Consider the following 21820-nt stretch of genomic DNA (forward strand, 5'->3'; position numbering starts at 1 on the left):
GCCTGGGGCGCGCCGCCCGCCGGCCCGCACGCCGTCTCCGAAGCCCGCACGCCGCCCCGCACCCCGGACCCTCAGCCCCGAGGCCTCGGCGGCGCTAGGCGGACCGGAGCTCCAGGTAGCGGCGGTAGGCCTCCAGGCCGTCGGGGACGAAGGTGTCGCGGGTGAGGCGGTCGGCGAGTTCGGCGGGGGTGAGCCAGGCGTGCCAGGCGACCTCGGACTCCTGGGGGGAGACCGGGCCGTCCCACTCCGCCTCGTACATGTCGCACCACCAGGAGAGCCGGTCCTGTTCGAAGAGGAACTTGAACAGGGGCCGCGGGGTGACGCCGTGGACGCCGAGTTCCTCCTCGGCCTCGCGGACGGCGGCCTCGGCGTAGGTCTCGCCGGAGCCGACCACGCCGCCGACGAACATGTCGTACGCGCCGGGGGCGAACAGCTTGGTGTCGGTGCGGCGGTGGACGAAGATCCGTCCGGCCGGGTCGCGGACCAGGATGAAGACGCAGCGGTGGGTGAGCCCGCGCCGGTACACCTCGCCGCGCAGGGCGGTCCCGATCACGCGGTCGTGCTCGTCGACGATGTCCAGCAGTTCCTCGGCAGGGTTGGTCATGGGGGACAGGTTAGGGTTTCGGGGCTCGGTTCGAACGAATTCGATCGAAGAAGGATCGAAGGAGATCGAAAGCGAGCGCACATGGCATGAGAAGCAGCGGAACTGGTCGAGGACGGCACGCGGTGGTGGAGATCTGGGGCGAGACGGCCGAGGGGTTCGAGCCCGTACGGGAGGCCTTCGCACGGAACTTCGCCGACTACGGCGAGCTCGGCGCGGCCTTCGCGCTGTACGTGCGCGGCCGCAAGGTGGTCGACCTGTGGGGCGGCGACGCCCGGCCGGAGGTCGGCGGCCGGCCGGCGCCCGCGGTGCCGTGGACGGCGGACACCGCCCAGGTGCTGCGCTCGGTCACCAAGGGCCTCACCGCGACCGCCGCGCTGCTGCTGGTCGAGCGCGGCCTGCTCGACCTGGACGCCCCGGCGGCCTCGTACTGGCCGGAGTTCGCGGCGGCCGGCAAGGGCCGGGTCCCGGTGCGCCAGCTGCTCTCGCACCAGGCCGGGGTGCCCGCGCTGGACGTGCCGCTGCGACTGGAGGACGTGCTCACCTGGGAGCGCGCGGCCGCCGCCGTCGCCGCGCAGGAGCCCGCCTGGGAACCCGGCACCGCGCACGGCTACCACCCGTACACCTTCGGCTGGCTGGTCGGCGAGGTGGTGCGCCGGGTGAGCGACCGGACCATAGGCCAGTACTTCGCCGAGGAGGTCGCCCGGCCGCTCGGGCTGGACCTGTGGATCGGGCTGCCGGCCGGCGCCGCGCCCCGGGTCGGCAAGCTGGTCGACCTGCCGGCCCCGGAGGCGGCGCGGACCGGTCCGAGCGGGCTGCGGCTGCGGCCCAAGCAGTCCGTCCGGGACGCCTACCAGGACCCGGCCTCGCTGACCGCCCGCTCCTTCGCCTCGGTGCGCCCCGGCGTGGACCTCAACGACCCGGCGGTGCAGGCCGCCGAGATCCCCGGAGCCGGCGGCATCGGCACCGCCCGGTCGCTGGCCCGGTTCTACGCGGCGCTGATCGGTGCGGCCGACCGTGCGGACGGCTCCGGCGCGCTGCTGCCGCCGCTGCTCGGCCCCGAGGTGCTGGCACGCGCGGTCGGGCCGGCGGTGAGCGGGCCGGACCGGGTGCTGATCGTCAACTCCACCTTCGGCCTGGGCTTCTGGCGGCACGGTCCGACCGCGCCGATGGCCTCCCCGGCGAGCTTCGGCCACCCGGGCCGGGGCGGTTCGCTCGGCTTCGCCGACCCCGACCTGGGGCTGGGCTTCGGCTACGTCACCAACGGCATGCAGCCGGGTGTCACCGGGGACGTCCGCTCGCGGAACCTGATCCGCGCGGTGCGGGGGTGCCTGGGGCTGGACCGGTAGCCCCGGCCGGTCGCTTCAGGCCTGTGGGTAGCCCCGGGCCAGGCCGGTCGCTTCAGGCCTGGCCGGTCTCGAAGCGGCGGATCTTCCCGCCGTCGACGGTGAAGCGCCACGCGGTGCGCATCGTGCCCCAGGTCTCGTTGGTGAACTCGGCGACCAGCGCGTGGCCGCCGTGCGACTCGGTCTGGACGGCCATCCGGCCGTTCGGGCCGAAGATCTCCCGGTCGACCCAGTCCGCCAGGTCGCGCTCGGACCCGTCGTCGGACATGGTCGCGTCCGCGGCGAGCAGCGCGAAGAAGGCCTCGCGGTCGCCCGCGTTGACCGCGGTGACGAAGGCGCGGACGGCGGGGTCGCTGAGTTTCGTGGGGGCGATGGTCACGCGGGACTCCCGGATCGGGGTTGGGGTACGGGGAGTCCTGTCTACGGCTTTCGCGCGGGCCGTCCGGGCATGTCGGCGGCGCGTCGGTGAATTGGGCGCATTCATGTGCTTTGATCCCCGGAACAGGCGAATCGCCCCGGAGCCCGCCACGGGGAGTGGCGAGGAGCGGGAGGCCCCGGTGGGCCTCCCGCTCCGCTTTGCCGCTCCGCTTCCTGGAGGAAGCCGACTTCCTAGAAGAAGCCGACCGCGTCGGGGGAGTAGCTGACCAGCAGGTTCTTGGTCTGCTGGTAGTGCTCCAGCAGCGCCTTGTGGTTCTCCCGCCCGATGCCGGAGTTCTTGTAGCCGCCGAAGGCCGCGTGGGCCGGGTAGGCGTGGTAGCAGTTCGTCCAGACCCGGCCCGCCTGGATGGCGCGGCCGGCCCGGTGGGCGGTGTTGAGGCTGCGGGTCCAGACGCCCGCGCCGAGCCCGTACTGGGTGTCGTTGGCGAGGGCGACGGCGTGGTCGAAGCCGTCGAAGCGGGTGACCGAGACGACCGGTCCGAAGATCTCCTCCTGGAAGACCCGCATCGAATTGTCGCCCTCGAAGACCGTCGGCGTGACGTAGTACCCGCCGGCCAGCGCGCCGCCGAGGTCGGCCCGCTCGCCGCCCGCCAGGAGCTTGGCGCCCTCCTCCTGGCCGATCTCGAAGTAGGAGAGGATCTTCTTCAGCTGTTCGACACTGGCCTGGGCGCCGACCTGGGTCTCGGTGTCCAGCGGGTCGCCCTGGCGCATCGCCCGGACCCGCTCCAGGCCGTCGGCGAGCAGCCGCTCGTAGATCGCGGAGTCGATCAGCGCGCGGCTGGGGCAGGTGCAGACCTCGCCCTGGTTGAGGGCGAACATCGCGAAGCCCTCGACGGCCTTGTCGTAGAAGGCGTCCGAGGCGGCGGCGACGTCCGCGAAGAACACGTTCGGGCTCTTGCCGCCGAGCTCCAGCGTGACCGGGATCAGGTTGTCGGCCGCCGAGCGGGCGATCAGCCGGCCGGTGGTGGTCTCGCCGGTGAAGGCGACCTTGCGGACCCGGGGACTGGCGGCGAGCGGGGCGCCGGCCTCCTCGCCGAAGCCGGTGACGATGTTGAGCACGCCGGGCGGCAGCAGGTCGGCGGTCAGTTCGGCGAGCAGCAGCACCGAGGCCGGGGTCTGCTCGGCGGGCTTGAGCACCACCGCGTTGCCGGCCGCGAGCGCCGGGGCGAGCTTCCAGATCGCCATCAGGATCGGGAAGTTCCACGGGATGATCTGGCCGACCACACCCAGCGGCTCGTGGAAGTGGTACGCCACGGTGTCCTCGTCCAGCTGGGAGAGGCTGCCCTCCTGGGCCCGCAGCGCACCGGCGAAGTAGCGCAGGTGGTCGACGGCGAGCGGGAGGTCGGCGGCCAGCGTCTCGCGCACCGGCTTGCCGTTCTCCCAGCTCTCCGCGACGGCCAGCCGCTCCAGGTTGGCCTCCATCCGGTCGGCGACCCGCAGCAGCACCTGCGCGCGCTCGGCGGCCGAGGTGCGGCCCCAGGCCGGGGCGGCGGCGTGGGCCGCGTCCAGGGCGGCCTCGATGTCCTCGGCGGTGCCCCGGGCGACCTCGGTGAACACCTCGCCGGTGACCGGGGTCGGGTTGCCGAAGTACTCGCCGCGCACCGGGGGCGTCCAGTCGCCGCCGATCCAGTGCTCGTACCGGGAGCGGTAGGCGACGATGCTGCCGGGGGTGCCGGGGGGCTGGTAGACCGTCATGCTCGGTGTCTCCTCGCTGCGTCGGGTGCCGTCGGCGCGGCTCGGGCCGCGGGCGGCACGCCGGACCGCCCGGTCAGGGGGCGGTCCGGCGGGAGGGGTGGGACACGCCATCGGACCGGCGCCCCGCCGGGCGCCCGCCGTCGAGCACGATAACCGCCCGGCGCCCGGCGCGGCTACGGTCCGTACGCCGGGCCCGTACGGAGGGTGTGTCCGCCGGCCGCTCCCGGGGGCGTGCCGACGGGAGTCCGGAGCCGATCGCCAGGGGCGCCCCGGAGCGGATCACCGCGGGCGCCCGGAACCGGATCGCTGCGGGGCGCGCGTTCCGGCCGCGTTCCCGCGGCGTGCCGCCGCACGCCGCCGCCTGGCCCGGACGGCGCTCCCGGGCGGGCCGCCGTACGCCCGTCGGGCGGTTCGGGGCGGGCGCCGGTCAGACCGCGTGGTACCGCCCGGTGCGGGCCTCCCAGCTGAGGTAGCCGGCCAGCCAGGTCAGCAGTCCGTCCGCGTACCGCTCGGCGATCACGCGTTCGATCCGGGAGAGGCCCAACTCGCGGTGGACGTCCGGCAGTCGGTCGCGCAGCTCGGCGCAGCGGTCGACCATCAGCTGGGCTTCGGCGATGACCGCCGCGCAGGCCTCCTCGGCCGAGCAGCACCGCTCCCGCTGGACGATCATGACCAGGTTGTTCACGTCTCCGCGCGGCGCCTCCAGCGGGTAGGAGCGCACGTCGTTGCTGAGGGACGGTATGTCGGCGGCCAGCTGGCGGAGTTGGCGCAGCACCGGGTGGTGCAGGACGGCGGCCGGGACCTCGAACTGGCCCAGGCGTTCGACCATGTCGAAGATGGTCTCCATGGCCGCGGTGCCCCGTCGGAGCTCCAGGTAGCCGTCGCGGTCCGGCGGCCGGGTGGAGATCCGGCCGGCCGCCTCGGCCGGGTGACTGGCCAGGTAGTACTCCCAGTTGTAGGCGGCGCGGGCCTGCCAGCGGGCCGGCATGCCCTGGACGCTGCGGTCCCACAGGTCGGCGAACGCGGTCTCGACCGGGGAGTCCTGGTCGGGGCGGGCACCGTGCAGGACGGCGATCAGCCGTTCGCAGATCGGGGCGACTTCGGCGGGGCGGCGGCCGAGCGGGCCGTCGAACTGGTCGTCGAAGAGGAAGTAGAAGCCCATCAGGTCGGCGGCCAGGGCGAGTTCGTCCGGACCGGCGTCCGGGTAGCCGAGCGCGGCGAGGTCCACCACTTCCCAGTGGGCGTAGCCGGGGTGGTCGGCGTCGGGTAGCAGGGGGTGGCGGATGAGCCAGTCCCGGTGCAGTGCGGTGGCGCGCGGGCCGTGCGGACTGCGGCGGTGCGGGAACGGAATCTGAAGTGAGGTGTCGTCAGACATCGGACTCCCGGTGCAGCGGAGGTTGGGGGCGCTTTTTGTTCGAGCGCTGATGGTGGGGGGAGTTGACGCGGCGAGGCGCGGGCGGGGGGGGTGGGTTCCGCAAGATCATCCGAACCTCGAAGGCCGTAGGGTATCTGATGCAATGATCGGACGTTAGGGATATAGGGCAGTTGCCCTTGACAAGCCGCCCGAACCCTCACCGTCCGCCCCAGCCTGCACGAATGCCCCACGGGAACGGCCGCGCGGCGCTAACCTCGGCTGCACGCAGTGATGGAGCTGTGACGCGAGCGGGCGAGGCGGAGGCACGACGGTGACCGAGCAGGAGAACGCAATTCGGGCGGGTGCTGGTTCCGCCCACGAGGGCGACGGCACCGCGCCCCGGGTCCGGCTGCACGACCGCGACTCCGAACTGCGCTCGGTGGAGGCCGCCGTGGACCAGCTCTGCCGCGGCTTCGCCGCAGGTGGCACCGAGATCGGTGATCTGCTCACCTTCTCCGGCCGCCCCGGCATCGGAAAGACCAGTCTGCTGCACGAGGTCCGGCGGCTCGCCAAGCTCCGCGACGGCGCCACCGTGCTCTTCGCCCGAGGCGGAGAACGGCAGTTCAAGGATCCGTACCACGTGCTGCGGCAGCTGCTCCAGCCCGTGCTCAGCGACCTGCCGCCGGACGTGTTCGCCCAGGTCATGGGCACCTGGGAGGAGGTCGTCGGACCGGCCATGGGCCTCAAGCAGCCCAAGGCCGGCGCCCGCCGCCTCGACCCGCAGGGCGTGCGCGACGGCCTCGACTACGTCCTCACCCAGCTCGCGCCGCGCCGGGCGCCGATGGTGATGATCGTCGACGACCTGCACTGGGCGGACGGGGAGTCACTCTCCTGGCTGACCAAGTTCGCCATCCGATCGAGTGAACTTCCCGTCCTGCTCGTCTTCGCCTTCCGGGAGGACGAGAGCGACTGGCCCACCGAGACCCAGGAATTCCGCCGGGCCGTCCTCGGACTCAAGGCGCGCAGGCACGAGCTCAACCGCCTCAACCTCAGCTCGGTCACCGACATGATCCGTGCCGAACTCGGCGACAAGGCCGAGGAGGCCTTCTGCTACGAGTTCTGGAACGTCGTCAACGGCAACCCGTTCGAGGTCATCGCCCTGCTCGACCAGGTCCGCGACCAGGAGCTCGAACCGGTCGAGGAGAACTCCCGGCAGCTGCGCGAACTCGCCGTCGACGCCACCGGGATGACCCTCAAGAGCTGGCTGGACCGGCTCGGCGCCAGCACCCTGCGGTACGCCTGGGCCTGCGCGATGCTGGGCACCGACATCCGGGTCGACCTCGCCACCCGGATCTCCACCCAGAGCACCGAGGGCGCCCGCGAGTCCATCAAGCAGCTGCGCAAGCAGCGCGTGCTGACCCAGACCCCCAACGGGAACCTGGAGTTCGTCCACCCGCTGATCGCCAGCTCCATCTACAACACCATGCCGGACGCCACCCGCCTCGGCATGCACGGCATCGCCGCCGCCGAGATCGAGAACGCCGGACTCGGCCTGCTCGCCGCCTCCCGCCACCTGGTCGAGACCCACTCCGGCGAGGGCGACGACCGGATCGTCAAGAAGCTGCGCCGCGCCGCCATCGAACACCAGCTGATCGGCGCCCCCGAGGCCGCCCAGCGCTGTCTGCACCGCGCGCTCAACGAGCCGCCCGCCGACGAGATCAAGGCCGAGGTGATGTACGAACTCGGCTGCTCCGCACTGCTCACCGACCCCGTTGCCACCGTCAACCAGCTCAAGCTGGCCCTCGACCCCGACGAGCTGCCGCTGCGGCCCGAACTGCGCGTGGACGCCACCTTCCGGCTCTCCGAGGTGCTCGCCCACGCCGGTGAGCTGGGCGAGGCCGCCCTGGTCTGCCAGCGCGAGGCCGAGCAGACCGTCGACCCGGCCGGGCGTCAGCGGCTCCAGGCCGCCTCGTTCATGTGGCACGCCTTCCGCAAGTCCGAGGAGGACGGCCCGGGCCGCTCCGCCCGGCTCGGTGAGATGTGCCGGAGCCTGAACGGCAAGGAGGCCTCCGCCCGGGCCGTACTCGCCATGCGCGCCTGGGACCTCACCCTGCGCGGCGCCCCGTCCGCGGAGGCGCTCGCGCTCGCCGACGAGGTCCTCGACGGCGGGCGGCTGCCCAAGGGCCTCGGGTGGACCGACACCACCTGGGGCTTCGAACTGCCCTCGATGCTCTGCCTCACGTACATCTACAACGACCGCATCGCCCAGGCCGAACGGCTGGCCGCGGACGCCATCATCCAGTTCGAGGTGGCCGGTTGGAGCGGTGCCCACCGGGGCTTCGCCTACTTCCTGATGGGCCTGGCCCGGTTCCGCCGCGGCCTGCTCGCCGAGGCCGAGGACTTCCTGCGCCGGGCGCACCGCATCTCCGAGCGGATCGGGGACATGCTGCCGCTGGCCTGGGACGCGGTCGGCGTGCTGGTCGACACCCTGCTCGCCCGCGGCCGGATCGACGAGGCCTGGCAGCTGGCCAACGACTCCGGCTTCCACCCGCCGTACCACGCGACCGCCATGGTGCTGCCGGACGCCGCCTCGTTGTACGGCAAGCTGCTGGTCGCCAAGACCCGCAACGCGGGCGCGGCCGCCGCGCTCACCGAGGCCGGCTCCCAGCTGGAGATCCGCGGCTGGCGCAACACCGTCTGGGCGCCCTGGGCAGGCCACCTCGCCATCGCGATCGCGGGCGACGAGCCCGAGCGTGCCCGGGAGTACGCCCAGAAGGCGGTCCATGACGCGCGGGCCTTCGGCACCGCCTCGGCGATCGGCAGCGCGCTGCGGCTGTACGCGCGGATCGAGCACGGCCGACAGGCGGTCGAGCTGCTGGAGGAGGCCGTGGCGTACCTCGGGCAGTCCCCGGCCGGCTACGAGCACGCCGTCGCTCTGGTCGACCTCGGGGCCGCGCTGCGCCGGGTCGGTCGGCTGGATGACGCCCAGGAGTGCCTGTACCAGGGCATCGAGCTGGCCCAGCACTGCTCGGCGGAGGGGCTGGTCGACCGGGCGCGGCAGGAGCTCGCCAACTACGGCCTGCGGCCCAACCGGGTGGGGCTGCGCGACTTCCGGGACACCCTGGAGACGCTCAGCAGCTCGGAGTGGGAGGTCGCCAAGCGGGCCGTGCAGGGCGTGCCGCCGCAGCGGATCGCCGACGAGCTCGGGGTGCCGATCGGAATCGTCAACCGGCGGCTGGCGGCGGTCTACCGCAAGGCGGGCAGCGGGCCGGACGGCCTGGCCTCGGCGCTCGGGCTGCCGCCGCAGCAGCGGGACCTGGGGCGGCTGGGGGACCTGAACGACTAGGCGGGCGAGGGGCGGGTGCCGGGCCGGTGCCGGGCGCGGCGGTCAGCGCCCGGCGTGCGGGTCCGGCGCCCGGCGTGCGGATGGTGGAAGGCGGCGCGCGGGGCGGCGCGTGGGCTGGTGGAAGCGCCCCCGCTGCCGCCGCCGTCGCTAGGCTGACGGACACGGGGCTGCCGCGGCGCCCCCTCGACGGACCCGGAACCGGGCGGCCGCGGTGCAACGCCCGCCGCCAGTGAGGAGCAGGCCAATGGCGAGCGAGGCCACCAGCGTGCGGCAGGAACCCCTGGACCCTTCGGGTGCGGGTGCCGCGATCGAGCGCTGGACGCTCACGGCCGGCCCGTACGAGGCGAGCGTGCTCACCCTCGGGGCGACCCTGCACACCCTGAGCGCACCGGACCGCTCCGGCCGCTCCGCCCAACTGCTGCTGGCCACCGACCGGTTGTCCGAGATCCTCGGCCCGGCCCGGCACTACGGCACGGTGGTGGGCCGGTACGCCAACCGGATCGACCGTTCGTCGGTCACCATCGACGGCGAGGAGCACCAGCTCGCCCCGACCGGCGGCGGCATGACCATCCACGGCGGTCCGGACGGCTTCGCGCACCGGATGTGGGCGGCCGAACCGGTCGAGGGCGGGGTGCGGCTGGCGCTGCACAGCCCGGACGGGGACCAGGGCTTCCCCGGCGCGTTGGACGTCACCGTCACATACACCCTGGACGCCTCCGGCGAGCTGGTGATCGCCTACCGTGCCGTCACCAGCAAGCCGACCGTCGTCAACCTGACCAACCACGCGTACTTCAACCTCGCGGGTGAAGGCAGCGGCGACGTCCTGGGCCACCTGCTCACCCTGGACGCCGACGCGTACACCCCGGCCGACGAGCGGCAGATCCCGTACGGCCGGACCGAGCCGGTGGCCGGCACGCCGTTCGACTTCACGGCGGCCACGCCGATCGGCAAGTCGGTGCACGACGAGCACCCCCAGCTGGCCGGGCCCGGTGGCTACGACCACAACTGGGTGCTGCGCGCCCGGCCGGCGGACGGGGCCCCGGCGCGGGCCGCGCTGCTGGAGGACCCGGTCAGCGGCCGCACCCTGGAGGTGTTGACCACCGAGCCGGGCATCCAGGTGTACACGGCGAACAAGTTCCAGGGCGCGGTCACCGGCGCGAGCGGCGTCCCGTACGGGCCGTTCGCCGGGATCGCCCTGGAGACCCAGCACTTCCCGGACTCCCCGCACCACCCGGCGTTCCCCAGCACGGAGCTGCGGCCGGGGGAGGAGTTCCGCTCGACCACCGTGCTCCGGCTGGGGACCCATCAGTAGGACCGGTGGGATGGGCCGACGGGTCGTACCAAACCGACGGCTGGGACCGACCGGCAGGGCTGATCAGGAGGACCGGCCGGCCGGGGCCGGCGCTACGGCCGCAGGTCCCGGCGCATGCAGAGCCGGGGCCAGCGGTCCAGGCCGTGCTCGGCCTCCTTGCGGCGGATCTCGCGCAGGCCCGGCGTGAGTTCCTCCTCGGCCAGCGGCCGGAAGCCGCAGCGGGCGTAGTAGGGGGCGTTCCAGGGGACCTCGGTGAAGGTGGTGAGGGTGAGCGCCGGGGCGTCGGCGGTTTCGGCGAGGTGCTCGATCAGCGCCCGGCCGATGCCGCGGCGGGCGTGGTCGGGGTGCACGGAGACCTGTTCGATGTGGAGGGCGCCGTCCACCGGCTCGGCGAGCAGGTAGGCGGCGACGGTTCCGTCGGGGGCCTCGGCGAGCAGGGCGACGCCCCGCTCCAGGTAGTGCGCCAGCTCCTCGGGTGCGGGGGGTTCGTCCTCGGCGATCTCCGGCATGCCGATCGCGGCGAAGGGTGCGCCGGCGGCCCGCTCCAGCTCGGCGAGCAGCGGAAGTTCGTCCCTGGTGACGGCTCTGATTCGCATGCGTCCAGTCTGCTGCAGAGCGTTTCCGGCCACGCACGGTGGTTCCGTCGGCCAGCCCACGGAGGGGTGAATCGGGCGAAACGGGGCAATCGGTGCCGCCGTCAACTACCGAGTGGCTACGTCCAGGACACGCGGGCGTAACGATCGCGGTTTCTTGCAGAAACTTGCTGCAAGGACTTTCCGTCCTTCTTGCGCCGCTGTTAACTTCCTTCCCGAGCCCGACGGCAGCAACGGTGCGGTCGGCACGAGGCAGCCATTATGCGCCTGTCTCGGAACATCTCGGGCACCCCCACCCTCCCTAGGAGTTCTCATGCGGCGTGGCATCGCGGCCTCTGCCCTCGTTGTGGCCCTCGCGGTCTCGATGGCTGCCTGTGGCAGCAGCGGCTCCAGCTCCGACGGCAAGGCCGACGGGCCGGTCACCCTCACGTACTGGGACACGTCGAACGCCACCAACGAGGCGCCGAACTACCAGGAGCTCGTCAAGAAGTTCGAGGCTGCGAACCCGACCGTCAAGGTCGACTTCGTCAACGTGCCGTTCGACCAGGCGCAGAACAAGCTGCAGACCGCCATGGGGGCCAAGGGTGCTCCGGACGTGTTCCGCTCCGAGGTCGGCTGGACCGCCGCCTTCGCCAAGGCCGGCTTCCTGGAGCCGCTGGACGGCACCCCGGCCGCCGCCGACACCTCCGCCTTCCAGCCGAGCCTGATCCAGCAGGCCAAGTACGAGGGCAAGCTGTACGGCGTTCCGCTGGTGACCGACACGCTCGGCCTGCTCTACAACAAGGAGCTGTTCACCAAGGCCGGCATCACCGAGGCGCCGAAGACCTGGGACGAGCTGAAGACCGACGCCGCCGCCGTCAAGGAGAAGGCCGGCGTGGACGGCTTCTGGCTGAAGGCCGCGGACGGCTACTACGCGATGCCGTTCCTGTACGGCGAGGGCACCGACACCGTCGACGCCGCCGGCAAGAAGATCAGCGTCGCCTCGCCGGAGGCCGTCAAGGCCGTCGAGACCTACAAGACGATGTTCACCTCGCCCGGCACCGTCAAGGCCGACGTCACCACCGACGCCTACGCCCACATGATGGACGCCTTCAACAGCGGCAAGGTCGCGGCGATCGTCCAGGGCCCCTGGGAGATCACCAACATCTACAAGGGCTCGGCCTTCGCCGACAAGAACAACCTCGGCATCGCCGCCGTCCCGGCCGGCTCCAGCGGCAAGGCCGCCGCTCCCACCGGTGGTCACAACATCGCCGTGTACGCGGGTGCCGACAAGGCCCACAAGGCCGCCGCGGAGAAGTTCGCCGCCTTCATGACCTCGGCCGAGAGCCAGGCGTTCATCGCGCAGAAGAACTCCACCCTGCCGACCCGCTCCGACGCCTTCACCGCCGACGTCAAGGCCGACCCGGGCATCGCCGGCTTCCAGGCCGTGCTGAGCAGCGCCAAGCCGCGCCCCGAACTGCCCGAGTACAGCTCGCTGTTCGCCTCGCTGAGCACCAACCTGGGCAAGGCCGTCCAGGGTACGAGCACCCAGGACGCGCTGAACACCGTCTCCACCGACTACGCCAAGCTCCTGCCGGGCTTCGCCAAGTAGTCCCTGTGCCCGGCCCGCCGGTCGACGGGTGACAGCGGACGAGGAGCGGCCGAACGCGTGACGGCGAACGAATAACAGAGAACAGATTTCATCATCTGTCAGTTGTTCGCCGTCCGCCGTTCGGCGCCGCCCTCACCTGTCGCCCCCCGGAGGGCCGGGCCGTCGGCTCCCCCCGAGAATCCCCCCGAGAAGGTGCAAACGATGTCAGTCGCCGTGCAGGGCGCCACCGGCAAGGGCAGCCGGGAGCGCGAGCAGCGTCCGGGCCTGCTGGAACGCGTCAAGCGCTCCTACGCCAAGCACTGGTACGCCTACGCGATGATCGCCCCGGTCGTGCTGGTGCTCGGCGTGCTGGTGCTCTACCCGCTCGCCGAGGGCATCTGGCTCACCCTCACCGACGCCAACAGCCTCAACATGGCGCGCAAGATCGGCGTCAACGAGATCCCGGCGACCTACCAGTTCGTCGGCTTCCACAACTACGCCGACATCCTGTGGGGCCCGGGCTCGTACGACCGCTTCTGGTCGCACTTCGTCTGGACCATCGCCTGGACGGCCGTCTGCGTCTTCCTGCACTACACCCTCGGGCTCGGCCTCGCGCTGCTGCTCAACCAGAAGCTGCGCGGCCGCGCCGCCTACCGGATGCTGCTCATCCTGCCGTGGGCCGTACCGACCTTCGTCACCGTCTTCTCCTGGCGGCTGATGCTCGCCGACGGCGGCGTCGTCAACAGCATCCTCTCCTTCCTGCACCTGCCCGAGCCGGGCTGGCTCACCGAGCCGTGGGCGCAGAAGGCGGCCGCGATCATGGTGAACACCTGGGCCGGCGTGCCGTTCATGATGATCTCGCTGCTCGGCGGCCTCCAGTCGATCCCGGCCGAGTTGTACGAGGCCGCCGAGATGGACGGCGCCACCGCCTGGCAGCGCTTCCGGTACGTCACCCTGCCCGGCCTGCGCTCCGTCTCCTCCACGGTCGTGCTGCTCGGCGTGATCTGGACGTTCAACCAGTTCAACGTGATCTTCCTGCTGTTCGGCACCGGCGCCCCCGACGCCCAGCTGCTGGTCACCTGGGCGTACCGCCTCGGCTTCGGCCAGATCCCGCGGGACTACGCGCAGTCCGCCGCCTACGGCGTGATCCTGCTGTCCATCCTGATCGTCTTCACCGCCTTCTACCGGCGCTGGCTCGCCCGCAACGAGCAGGCCAACGGCTGAGGCCCCGGACCCAGTTGACCCACGAAGGCAGGTACCCCCGATGAGCACCACCACCGAACTCCCGGCCCGTGCGGCGGCCCCGGCCCCGGCGGCCCGGCCCGCCAAGGTCCGCCGCCGCGGCGAGCGCAGCCCGCTGGCCCGGGCGCTGTCCCACGGCACCCTGATCCTGGCCGGCCTGATCGCGCTGTTCCCGGTCGCGTGGATCCTGTTCGTCTCGCTCGGCCCGGACAAGACCGACTACCTCCACCCCGGCCAGATCCTCGACAAGCTGACGCTGTCGAACTACCAGCACGTGCTGTCCGACACCGACTTCTTCACCTGGTTCGGCAACGCCCTGCTGGTCTCCGGGGTCACCACCGTGTTCGGCGTGATGCTCGCCGCCACCACCGGCTACGCCGTCTCCCGGATGAAGTTCCCCGGGCACAAGCCGCTGATGTGGTCGCTGCTGGTCACCCAGATGTTCCCGATCGCGGTGCTGATCGTGCCGATGTACACGATGCTCTCCGAACTCGGCCTGCTGGACAGCTACACCGGCCTGATCCTGGTCTACTCGACCACCACCGTGCCGTACTGCGCCTGGCTGCTGAAGGGCTACTTCGACACCATCCCGGTGGAGATCGACGAGGCCGGCCGGGTCGACGGGCTCAGCCCGTTCGGCACCTTCTGGCGGCTGGTGCTGCCGCTCGCCCGCCCGGGCCTGGCGGTGGCGGCCTTCTACTCGTTCCTCACCTACTGGGCCGAGGTGCCGTTCGCCTCCACGTTCATGCTCAGCTCCGACAAGTACACGCTGGCCGTGGGCCTGCAGACCTTCGTCAGCGAGCACGACGCCCAGTGGAACCTGATGGCCGCGACCGCCGTGCTGATCGCGATCCCGTCCGCGGCCTTCTTCTACCTGGTGCAGCGCCACCTGGTCACCGGTCTGACCGCCGGTGCCTCCAAGTCGTAGCGCGCCACCGCGTCGTCACGCACCACCCGCAACACCGCCGTTCCCGACCACGTCGTCACGCGCCTCCACGTCCCGGCGCCTTCCGCTCCTCTAGTCCCCAAGGGATACCGTCCATGACCCAGAACCTGGCCGACACCTCCCGGCCTGCCGCCGACACCGCTCACGAGGCGAACGTCAGCGCGTCCAGAGGCTGGTGGCGGGACGCGGTCATCTACCAGGTGTACCCGCGCAGCTTCGCCGACTCCAACGGCGACGGCATGGGCGACCTGCCCGGCGTCCGCAGCCGCCTGCCCTACCTGCGCGACCTCGGGGTGGACGCGGTCTGGCTGTCGCCGTTCTACGCCTCGCCGCAGGCGGACGCCGGCTACGACGTCGCCGACTACCGCGCCGTGGACCCGATGTTCGGCACCCTGCTGGACGCCGACGCCCTCATCCGGGACGCCCACGACCTGGGCCTGCGGATCATCGTCGACCTCGTCCCCAACCACTCCTCGGACCAGCACGAGTGGTTCCAGCGCGCCCTGCGGGAGGGCCCCGGCTCCCCGCTGCGCGACCGCTACCACTTCCGCCCCGGCAAGGGCGAGCAGGGTGAACTCCCGCCCAACGACTGGGAGTCCATCTTCGGCGGCCCGGCCTGGACCCGCAGCGAGAACCCGGACGGCACCCCCGGCGACTGGTACCTGCACCTGTTCGCCCCGGAGCAGCCCGACTTCAACTGGGAGAACCAGGCCGTCGCCGACGAGTTCCGCTCGATCCTGCGGTTCTGGCTCGACATGGGCGTGGACGGCTTCCGCATCGACGTCGCCCACGGCCTGGTCAAGGCCCCCGGCCTGCCCGACCTCGGCGGCGCCGACCAGCTGAAGCTGCTCGGCAACGACGTCATGCCGTTCTTCGACCAGGACGGCGTGCACGAGATCTACCGCAGCTGGCGCACGATCCTCGACGAGTACCCGGGGCAGCGGATCGGCGTCGCCGAGGCCTGGACCCCGACCGTCCAGCGCACCGCCAACTACGTCCGCCCCGACGAGCTGCACCAGGCCTTCAACTTCCAGTATCTGGGCACCGGCTGGGAGGCCGCCGCGCTGCGCGAGGTGATCGACCTCTCGCTCGACTCGATGCGTCCGGTCGACGCCCCCACCACCTGGGTGCTGTCCAACCACGACGTCACCCGGCACGCCACCCGGTTCGCCAACGAGCCCGGCCTCGGCACCCAGATCCGCACCCCCGGCGACCGGGCGCTCGGCCTGCGCCGCGCCCGCGCCGCCACCCTGCTGATGCTCGCGCTGCCCGGCTCGGCGTACGTCTACCAGGGCGAGGAGCTCGGCCTGCCGGACGTCACCGACCTGCCCGACGAGGTCCGCCAGGACCCGTCCTTCTTCCGCCAGGCCGGCCAGGACGGCTACCGCGACGGCTGCCGCGTCCCGATCCCGTGGTCCGGCACCGAGGCCCCGTACGGCTTCGGCCCGGTGGCCGGCGGGCCGTCCTGGCTGCCGCAGCCGGCCGAGTGGGCCGAGCTGAGCGTCGAGGCGCAGACCGGCGACCCGAACTCCACCCTGGAGCTCTACCGCAGCGCGCTGGCCGTCCGCCGGGCCCAGCCCGACCTCGGCGCCGGCACCGGGGTCGAGTGGCTGGAGAGCCCCGAGGGCACCCTGGCGTTCCGCCGCGGCGCCTTCGTCTGCACCGTGAACACCACCGGCGAGCCGGTGCGGATCGCGGCCCCGGGCACGCTGCTGCTCGCCTCGACCGACCTCGTGGTGGACGGCGGCGAGACGGTGCTCGCTCCGGACAGCACCGGCTGGTGGGCGGTCTGACGTGGTTGGAATAGGCTCTGGGACCGTGACTACGGCGCGACTCTCAGACATCGCGGCGCAGGCGGGGGTCAGCGAAGCCACCGTCTCCCGCGTGCTCAACGGCAAGGCGAACGTTTCCGCCGCCACCCGGCAGACCGTGCTGGCGGCACTCGACGTGCTCGGGTACGAGCGGCCGACCCGCCTTCGCCAGCGCAGCGCCGGGCTGATCGGCCTGATCACGCCGGAGCTCAGCAACCCGATCTTCCCGGCGCTGGCCCAGGTGATCGAGCAGGTGCTCAGCCGGCACGGCTACACCCCGGTGCTGTGCACCCAGACGCCGGGCGGGTCCACCGAGGACGAACTGGTGGACATGCTGGTGGACCGGGGCGTGGCGGGCATCGTCTTCGTCTCCGGCCTGCACGCCGACACCACCGCCGACCACGACCGCTACGCCCGGCTGGCCGGGCGCGGGGTGCCGTTCGTGCTGATCAACGGCTACAGCGAGAAGATCGACGCGCCGTTCATCTCGCCGGACGACCGCGCCGCGATGTGGATGGCCGTCCAGCACCTGGCCGAACTCGGGCACGAGCGGATCGGGCTGGCCGTCGGTCAGCGCCGGTACGTACCGGTGCTGCGGAAGATCGAGGGCTTCACGGCGGCGATGCGCGAGGTGCTCGGGCTCGGCCGGGAGGAGGCCGAGAACCTCGTCCACCACACGCTGTTCAGCGTGGAGGGCGGGCACGCGGCGGCCGGCGCGCTGCTCGACAAGGGCTGCACGGCGATCGTCTGCGGGAGCGACATGATGGCGCTCGGGGCGATCCGGGCGGTGCGGCAGCGCGGGCTGTCGGTGCCGCAGGACGTGTCGGTGGTCGGCTTCGACGACTCTCCGCTGATCGCCTTCACCGAGCCGCCGTTGACCACGATCCGCCAGCCGGTCGAGGCGATGGCCACGGCGGCGGTGGACGCGCTGCTGGAGGAGGTCGGCGGGAACGCCGCCCAGCGCGGCGAGTTCATGTTCCAGCCGGAGCTGGTGATGCGCGGGTCCACCGGGGCCTGCGCGCGCTGAACCCCGGCCGCCACGGCCGTCGGACGGGCCCCGGAGGGCGATCGCTCTCCGGGGCCCGTCGGCGTGCGCGCGGTCGGCCGTCGCGGGTCGTGGCAGGCCGTGCCGGACCGTGGCGGGCCGTGGGGTGGGTCAGCCCTCCTGGGCGGTAGGGCGGTCGGCGGTCAGGCGGTGCCCGTCGGCGGCCTCGCCGGTACGGGTCTCGGTGCGGCGGCCGCGGGCCAGGTAGTCGCGCAGGACCAGTTCGACGGCGTCCTGGGGGCTCTTGGTGCCGGAAAGCATCATCGCGTCGATCGCGAGGTTCGCGTCGAGGGTGACGGTGACCTGGGCCATGTGACTCCTCCTCGGGTGCAGAGCAGCAGCATGCCCGCTGGGGCGGCGATCCACCACGGAACGGGGCGGAACCGCGGTCGGGAACGGTCGGGCACGCCGGGGCCCCGGGAACGCCGGAACCCCCGGGGAGGAGCGACCAGACTCTCCCCGGGGGTGGTGGGCGGTCAGCGTTCGGACGACGGCCGACAGCTGACGGATAACAGCTGACAGATGTTGAAATCTGTCAGCTGTTATCTGTTACCCGTCAGCTGTTACCGGAGGTCCGTCAGCCGTGGACCGTGGACCGCGCGCCGTCCTCAGACCCGGCCGGCGAAGTCCGGGGCCCAGTTGGCGATGCTCTGCTCGCGGACGCCCGAGCTCGGGTTGGCGGCCTCGACGTACTTGCCGTTGCCGATGTAGATCGCGACGTGGTAGACGCCGGAGTCCTTGCCGTTGTTGGACCAGAACAGCAGGTCGCCCGCCTGGAGGCTGTCCAGCGAGACGTGGGTGCTGGCGGCGGCCTGGTCGGCGGCGACGCGCGGGACGGAGACGCCCGCGGCGCGCAGCGCGGCCTGGGTCAGGCCGGAGCAGTCCCAGCCGCCGTTGCCGGTGCCGCCGTAGACGTACGCCTGACCGACCTTCGACTCGGCGAAGGAGACCGCCGCGGCCATGCTGCCGGTCACGGCCGGCGCCTGGGTCTGGGTCTGGGTCTGCGTCTGGGCCTGGGGCTGCGGAGCGGGCTTGGTGGCGGGCTTCGCGGCCGGCTTGGTGGACGGCTTGGCGGCCGGGGCCTCGGGCTGCGCGGTCGGCTGGGCGTTCACGGCACCGCCGTTCGCGGACTGGCCGGACTTCTGCGAGCGGTCGAACCAGGTGAAGTCCGAGCCGGACGTGCCGGCGGAGGACTGGCCGGCCCGGGCCTGGCCGTTGCCGCCGAAGGACAGCTGCTGGCCCGGGTAGATGATGTCCGGACCCTCGGTCAGGGTGCCGCGGTTGAGGTCGTACAGCCGCTGCCAGCCGCCCTGCACCTTGTGCTGGTCGGCGATCGCGGACAGCCAGTCGCCCTCGACGACGGTGTAGTCGCCGCCCTGGGCCTGCTGCTGGCGCTTCTGCACCCAGTCGCTCCGGTTGCCGGAGGCGGCGGAGTCGGTGGAGGCCTGCGCGTCGCCCTGGGCGGGCGCGGCGGGCTTCGCGGCGGGGGTCTGCGGCTGCGCGGGCTTGGCGCTGGGCTTCGCGGCCGGAGCGGCCGGAGCGGCCGGCTTGGCGCTCTGGGCGGGCGCGGCGGGCTTGGCGGCGGTCGAACCCGCCGAGGTGTCAACGGCGGCCGCGGCGCCGCCCTTGGTGAGCCCGGCCTGGACCGAGCAGACCGGCCAGGCGCCGGGGCCCTGCGAGGCGAGGACCTTCTCGGCGACGGCGATCTGCTGGTCCTTGGTGGCCAGGTCGGCGCGGGCCGCGTAGGCCGTGCCGCCGAAGGCGGACCAGGTGCTGGAGGTGAACTGGAGGCCGCCGTAGAAGCCGTTGCCGGTGTTGATGCTCCAGTTGCCGCCGCTCTCGCACTGGGCGACCTTGTCCCAGGTGGCGACGGAGGCGGCCGAGGCGGTGCCGGTGGTGAGGCAGGGGACGGTGAGGCCGACGCCCGCGACGCCGAGGGCGGCGATCACGCGACGGGTACGGCCGGACAGACGGGTGCCGTTGGTGGGCAGCATGAAGACGTGGTCCTCTCCCACGCCTGCGAGGTGAGCTGTCGGATTCGGGCTGGAGTTGCCCGGCCGTGCGGTGAGCACGGCTTCACCCCTAGCCCTGGACCGTTCCGGAGAGCGGTCCGGGGCGACTTACCTGTGGGTCCCCCGCTCCTGCCGTGGTGCGTTTTCGCGCTTCCAGGACATCCGACGGCAGGACTCGGCGTTGCGGATGACCGGGTTCGTGTGGTCACGAACGGGGAGCACGTTAATCAGACTTAAGTTCAAACTGCAAACCACTGTGATGTGCATCACGGTTTAGTGGAAACTGCCAAAATTGCCACTCACCATGATCGTAAATGATCGTTTTCAGGCAATGCTGTTGTGGAAGCCGACAACTGGCTCCGCCTCAGGAGTGGCGTGACGGTGCGTCGAATCGCGGAGTGGCACACTCCGGCGGGTGGGGGAGCGGCCGCGATCGGAGCATGTGAATCCACGCTCCCTATTTCCTTTCAAATAGCGCCAGAACGGACATTCCCCTTCATTGCCGGGTGACTCCCGTACGGGACGGACGGGGTGGGGGGAAGTACGCGGAAGGGCCCGGAACGCGATCCGTTCCGGGCCCTTCGGTGCGCGCGAACCCGCGCGCGGTGTCCTTATCGTCCGCCAGGCCCCTCGGCGGCCGCGTGGGCGCCACGGGAGCCCTCCACGACCCCCTCGGCCTCGGCGGCGGCCGCCGCCTCCGCCTCGGCCCGTGCCAGGTCCTCCGGGGACGGCGTGGGCAGCGCGGCCAGGTAGGTGGAGGCGATCAGCTGGCCGACCGACGGGTAGGCGCCCAGCGGCGCGGCCGACGGGCAGCCGGTCTCCTCGGCGGCGGTGGCGAGCAGCTCGGAGTCCGCCTCCGGGCCGATCACCAGCGGGGCCAGCGCCGGGCGCTGCGAGCCGGTGTCCTTGAGGTGGTTGACGGCCGCGGCCACCGAGCCGGGCACGTCGAGCGCGGCGGCGACGACCGGCACGGCCAGCCGGGCGGCCAGCAGCACGCCGGTGATGCCGGCCGCGGCGGCCGCGTCCTCGCCGCCGACGGTGGTCAGCACCACGCCGTCCGCGGCGGTCGCGATGGCGAACAGTCGGGCGCGGTCGGCCCGGGCCAGCCCGGCCTCGGAGAGCCGGACGTGCACGGCCTCGGCCAGCAGCGGGTGCGGGCCCAGCGGGTCGGTGACGGGCGCGCCGTACTCGGCGGCGAGCGCGTGAAGCCCGGTCAGGAAGGTGTGCGGGCCGGGCACCAGCGGCACCAGGACGGGCATCGGCCGCCCGGCCTCGGCGGCCAGGGCCAGCAGCTCGGCCACGGTGCGGTCCTCGCCGCTCGCGCCCGCCGCACCGTCACCGGGGAGGTAGCCGACGGCCGTCTGGACGCCGTTCTGCTCGGTGCGGACGATCGAGAGCAGCTCCTCGACGACCGAGCGGGACTCGGGCCCGGCGGTCGCGGGCACGGCGAGCACCAGGGCCGGGGCGCCGGCCGGGATCTCGGGGCGCTCGGGACGACGGTGGCGCCCCCGCGCACGGGAGCCTGGAGTACGGACGGGCAGTGGCGCGCCCGGAATGGCTGCGGTGCTCATGCCGGAGATCGTAGGACATCGGCCCGTCCGGCTTGCAGTCGGCTGCCGTACGGGTTTCGCGTGCTCGCGGTACGGACCCGGTGCGTCTCCGGCGCCGGTCCGGGCGCTTTGCCTACAATCCGGACATTCTTCGCCCAACCCCCGCGTGGTGGCCGGTGCTTGTCCCGACGCGATCCGAGGGGGCGGGCGTTGCACCCGGCGCGCGTGAGATGTCTCACAGCATGAGCCCGGCTTGACGGAGGGTCACGGGCGGGCGACTCCCGGCATTCGAAGATCAACATTCAGCGGGGAGGTGCTCACGGCCGGTTATCGCGGGCTCGACGATTCATCGGCTATGTCCGTTTACGTACCGTCAGGGGAAGGGCCCGTGAAGAGTTCGCGGCTGCGGGTAAAAGGCCTCGTGCACCTGCAATGTCCCGTGCTGATGCACGTGCACTGCGGCTATCATCACGTCAAGTGAGGCGTTGTGCCGGACCGGTACGGGGCCGGTCCGTTCGTTTCGGCGGTGCCGGGGGCGCCGCGCTGGACGACAACTCCGGAGCTCTTCGGGAGATTTCTATGCACGACTCGCAGGACACGCACGGCTCGTACGACACCTACAACGGGATGGCCGCCGCCGATCTCCAGGGGGTGGTCTGGCAGAAGAGCCGGCACAGCAACTCCCAGGGCAACTGCGTCGAGTTCGCGGCCCTGCCGGGCGGCGATGTGGCGATGCGCAACTCGCGGTTCCCGGACGGCCCCGCACTCATCTACACCCGGGCCGAGATCTCCGCCCTGCTGCTGGGGGCGAAGGACGGGGAGTTCGACCACCTGGCGGTCTGACCGGCCGCCGTGCTCCATCATCGGGGGGCCGTCGTGGGTGCCGACACCACGACGGCCTTTGTCTTTGTCTCCTCCGGATGTCTTCGCTCCGGAGGCCTCTCCCGGATCCGTCCGGC

General features: G+C 72.3%; 17 protein-coding genes and 1 riboswitch. Of the genes, 9 read left to right on the top strand and 8 right to left on the bottom strand.

The window, feature by feature from the left end; genetic code table 11:
- Positions 1-94 precede the first annotated feature (94 nt).
- Positions 95-604, bottom strand: a complete 510-nt coding sequence (locus ACFY4B_RS20700) for an NUDIX hydrolase (protein WP_049649511.1) — start codon at positions 602-604, stop codon at positions 95-97.
- A 122-nt stretch (positions 605-726) separates the two neighbouring features.
- Between ACFY4B_RS20700 and ACFY4B_RS20705 the strand changes: the two genes are divergently transcribed.
- Entirely contained in the window at positions 727-1950 is a 1224-nt protein-coding gene (locus ACFY4B_RS20705) for a serine hydrolase domain-containing protein (protein ID WP_387969706.1), read from the top strand.
- A 52-nt stretch (positions 1951-2002) separates the two neighbouring features.
- Here the strand turns inward: ACFY4B_RS20705 and ACFY4B_RS20710 are convergent, their stop codons facing one another.
- The 3 genes from ACFY4B_RS20710 to ACFY4B_RS20720 form a co-directional block, all read right to left on the bottom strand.
- Positions 2003-2326, bottom strand: coding sequence for a hypothetical protein (locus ACFY4B_RS20710; RefSeq protein WP_049649513.1), 324 nt, complete (start codon positions 2324-2326; stop codon positions 2003-2005).
- A gap of 230 nt (positions 2327-2556) precedes the next feature.
- The gene (locus ACFY4B_RS20715) at positions 2557-4080 is read right to left on the bottom strand and encodes an aldehyde dehydrogenase family protein (protein ID WP_049649514.1); all 1524 of its coding nucleotides are present in this window, start codon (positions 4078-4080) and stop codon (positions 2557-2559) included.
- Between the two features lie 427 nt (positions 4081-4507).
- Entirely contained in the window at positions 4508-5455 is a 948-nt protein-coding gene (locus ACFY4B_RS20720) for a hypothetical protein (RefSeq protein WP_049649515.1), read from the bottom strand.
- Positions 5456-5765: 310 nt separating this feature from the next.
- On the opposite strand from ACFY4B_RS20720, the gene ACFY4B_RS20725 reads away from it, so the two are divergent.
- Positions 5766-8780 carry an AAA family ATPase gene (locus ACFY4B_RS20725; protein ID WP_079272478.1) on the top strand — a complete coding sequence of 1005 codons (3015 nt, stop codon included), beginning with the start codon at positions 5766-5768 and terminating at the stop codon, positions 8778-8780.
- 244 nt (positions 8781-9024) lie between these two features.
- A complete protein-coding gene (locus tag ACFY4B_RS20730) occupies positions 9025-10092 on the top strand; it encodes an aldose epimerase family protein (protein ID WP_082345467.1) in 1068 nt (355 codons plus the stop codon).
- Positions 10093-10184: 92 nt separating this feature from the next.
- Here the strand turns inward: ACFY4B_RS20730 and ACFY4B_RS20735 are convergent, their stop codons facing one another.
- Positions 10185-10688, bottom strand: a complete 504-nt coding sequence (locus ACFY4B_RS20735; protein ID WP_117492516.1) for a GNAT family N-acetyltransferase — start codon at positions 10686-10688, stop codon at positions 10185-10187.
- A 310-nt stretch (positions 10689-10998) separates the two neighbouring features.
- Between ACFY4B_RS20735 and ACFY4B_RS20740 the strand changes: the two genes are divergently transcribed.
- From ACFY4B_RS20740 to ACFY4B_RS20760, 5 genes are all read left to right on the top strand, one after another.
- Complete coding sequence (locus tag ACFY4B_RS20740) at positions 10999-12276, top strand: extracellular solute-binding protein (protein ID WP_074004381.1); 1278 nt, start codon at positions 10999-11001, stop codon at positions 12274-12276.
- A 201-nt stretch (positions 12277-12477) separates the two neighbouring features.
- The gene (locus ACFY4B_RS20745; protein WP_049650566.1) at positions 12478-13479 is read left to right on the top strand and encodes a carbohydrate ABC transporter permease; all 1002 of its coding nucleotides are present in this window, start codon (positions 12478-12480) and stop codon (positions 13477-13479) included.
- A 40-nt stretch (positions 13480-13519) separates the two neighbouring features.
- Entirely contained in the window at positions 13520-14425 is a 906-nt protein-coding gene (locus ACFY4B_RS20750; RefSeq protein WP_049650565.1) for a sugar ABC transporter permease, read from the top strand.
- A 113-nt stretch (positions 14426-14538) separates the two neighbouring features.
- On the top strand, positions 14539-16236 hold the full coding sequence (locus ACFY4B_RS20755) for a glycoside hydrolase family 13 protein (RefSeq protein ID WP_049650564.1): 1698 nt from the start codon (positions 14539-14541) through the stop codon (positions 16234-16236).
- A 25-nt stretch (positions 16237-16261) separates the two neighbouring features.
- Positions 16262-17281, top strand: a complete 1020-nt coding sequence (locus ACFY4B_RS20760) for a LacI family DNA-binding transcriptional regulator (protein ID WP_181970866.1) — start codon at positions 16262-16264, stop codon at positions 17279-17281.
- Between the two features lie 129 nt (positions 17282-17410).
- Here ACFY4B_RS20760 and ACFY4B_RS20765 read toward each other — a convergent pair whose 3' ends face one another.
- The 3 genes from ACFY4B_RS20765 to ACFY4B_RS20775 form a co-directional block, all read right to left on the bottom strand.
- Positions 17411-17611: a hypothetical protein gene (locus tag ACFY4B_RS20765; protein WP_117492512.1), complete on the bottom strand. Its 201-nt coding sequence runs from the start codon at positions 17609-17611 to the stop codon at positions 17411-17413.
- Positions 17612-17907: 296 nt separating this feature from the next.
- Entirely contained in the window at positions 17908-19314 is a 1407-nt protein-coding gene (locus tag ACFY4B_RS20770; protein ID WP_387969714.1) for a transglycosylase family protein, read from the bottom strand.
- Positions 19301-19471, bottom strand: a riboswitch (cyclic di-AMP (ydaO/yuaA leader). It overlaps the preceding gene by 14 nt.
- A gap of 451 nt (positions 19472-19922) precedes the next feature.
- On the bottom strand, positions 19923-20882 hold the full coding sequence (locus ACFY4B_RS20775) for a hypothetical protein (protein WP_234348297.1): 960 nt from the start codon (positions 20880-20882) through the stop codon (positions 19923-19925).
- Between the two features lie 558 nt (positions 20883-21440).
- Here ACFY4B_RS20775 and ACFY4B_RS20780 point away from each other — a divergent pair.
- Positions 21441-21704, top strand: a complete 264-nt coding sequence (locus ACFY4B_RS20780) for a DUF397 domain-containing protein (protein ID WP_074004386.1) — start codon at positions 21441-21443, stop codon at positions 21702-21704.
- Positions 21705-21820: the final 116 nt, after the last annotated feature.

This window comes from Kitasatospora sp. NPDC001261, assembly GCF_042896795.1.
Lineage (GTDB): Bacteria > Actinomycetota > Actinomycetes > Streptomycetales > Streptomycetaceae > Kitasatospora.

Bases quoted from the DNA above. Each gene is read 5' to 3' on its own strand.
- ACFY4B_RS20700 (WP_049649511.1), bottom strand. From the start codon at position 604: ATGACCAACCCTGCCGAGGAACTGCTGGACATCGTCGACGAGCACGAC.
- ACFY4B_RS20715 (WP_049649514.1), bottom strand. From the start codon at position 4,080: ATGACGGTCTACCAGCCCCCCGGCACCCCCGGCAGCATCGTCGCCTAC.
- ACFY4B_RS20720 (WP_049649515.1), bottom strand. From the start codon at position 5,455: ATGTCTGACGACACCTCACTTCAGATTCCGTTCCCGCACCGCCGCAGT.
- ACFY4B_RS20730 (WP_082345467.1), top strand. From the start codon at position 9,025: ATGGCGAGCGAGGCCACCAGCGTGCGGCAGGAACCCCTGGACCCTTCG.
- ACFY4B_RS20735 (WP_117492516.1), bottom strand. From the start codon at position 10,688: ATGCGAATCAGAGCCGTCACCAGGGACGAACTTCCGCTGCTCGCCGAG.
- ACFY4B_RS20740 (WP_074004381.1), top strand. From the start codon at position 10,999: ATGCGGCGTGGCATCGCGGCCTCTGCCCTCGTTGTGGCCCTCGCGGTC.
- ACFY4B_RS20745 (WP_049650566.1), top strand. From the start codon at position 12,478: ATGTCAGTCGCCGTGCAGGGCGCCACCGGCAAGGGCAGCCGGGAGCGC.
- ACFY4B_RS20750 (WP_049650565.1), top strand. From the start codon at position 13,520: ATGAGCACCACCACCGAACTCCCGGCCCGTGCGGCGGCCCCGGCCCCG.
- ACFY4B_RS20755 (WP_049650564.1), top strand. From the start codon at position 14,539: ATGACCCAGAACCTGGCCGACACCTCCCGGCCTGCCGCCGACACCGCT.
- ACFY4B_RS20765 (WP_117492512.1), bottom strand. From the start codon at position 17,611: ATGGCCCAGGTCACCGTCACCCTCGACGCGAACCTCGCGATCGACGCG.
- ACFY4B_RS20775 (WP_234348297.1), bottom strand. From the start codon at position 20,882: ATGAGCACCGCAGCCATTCCGGGCGCGCCACTGCCCGTCCGTACTCCA.
- ACFY4B_RS20780 (WP_074004386.1), top strand. From the start codon at position 21,441: ATGCACGACTCGCAGGACACGCACGGCTCGTACGACACCTACAACGGG.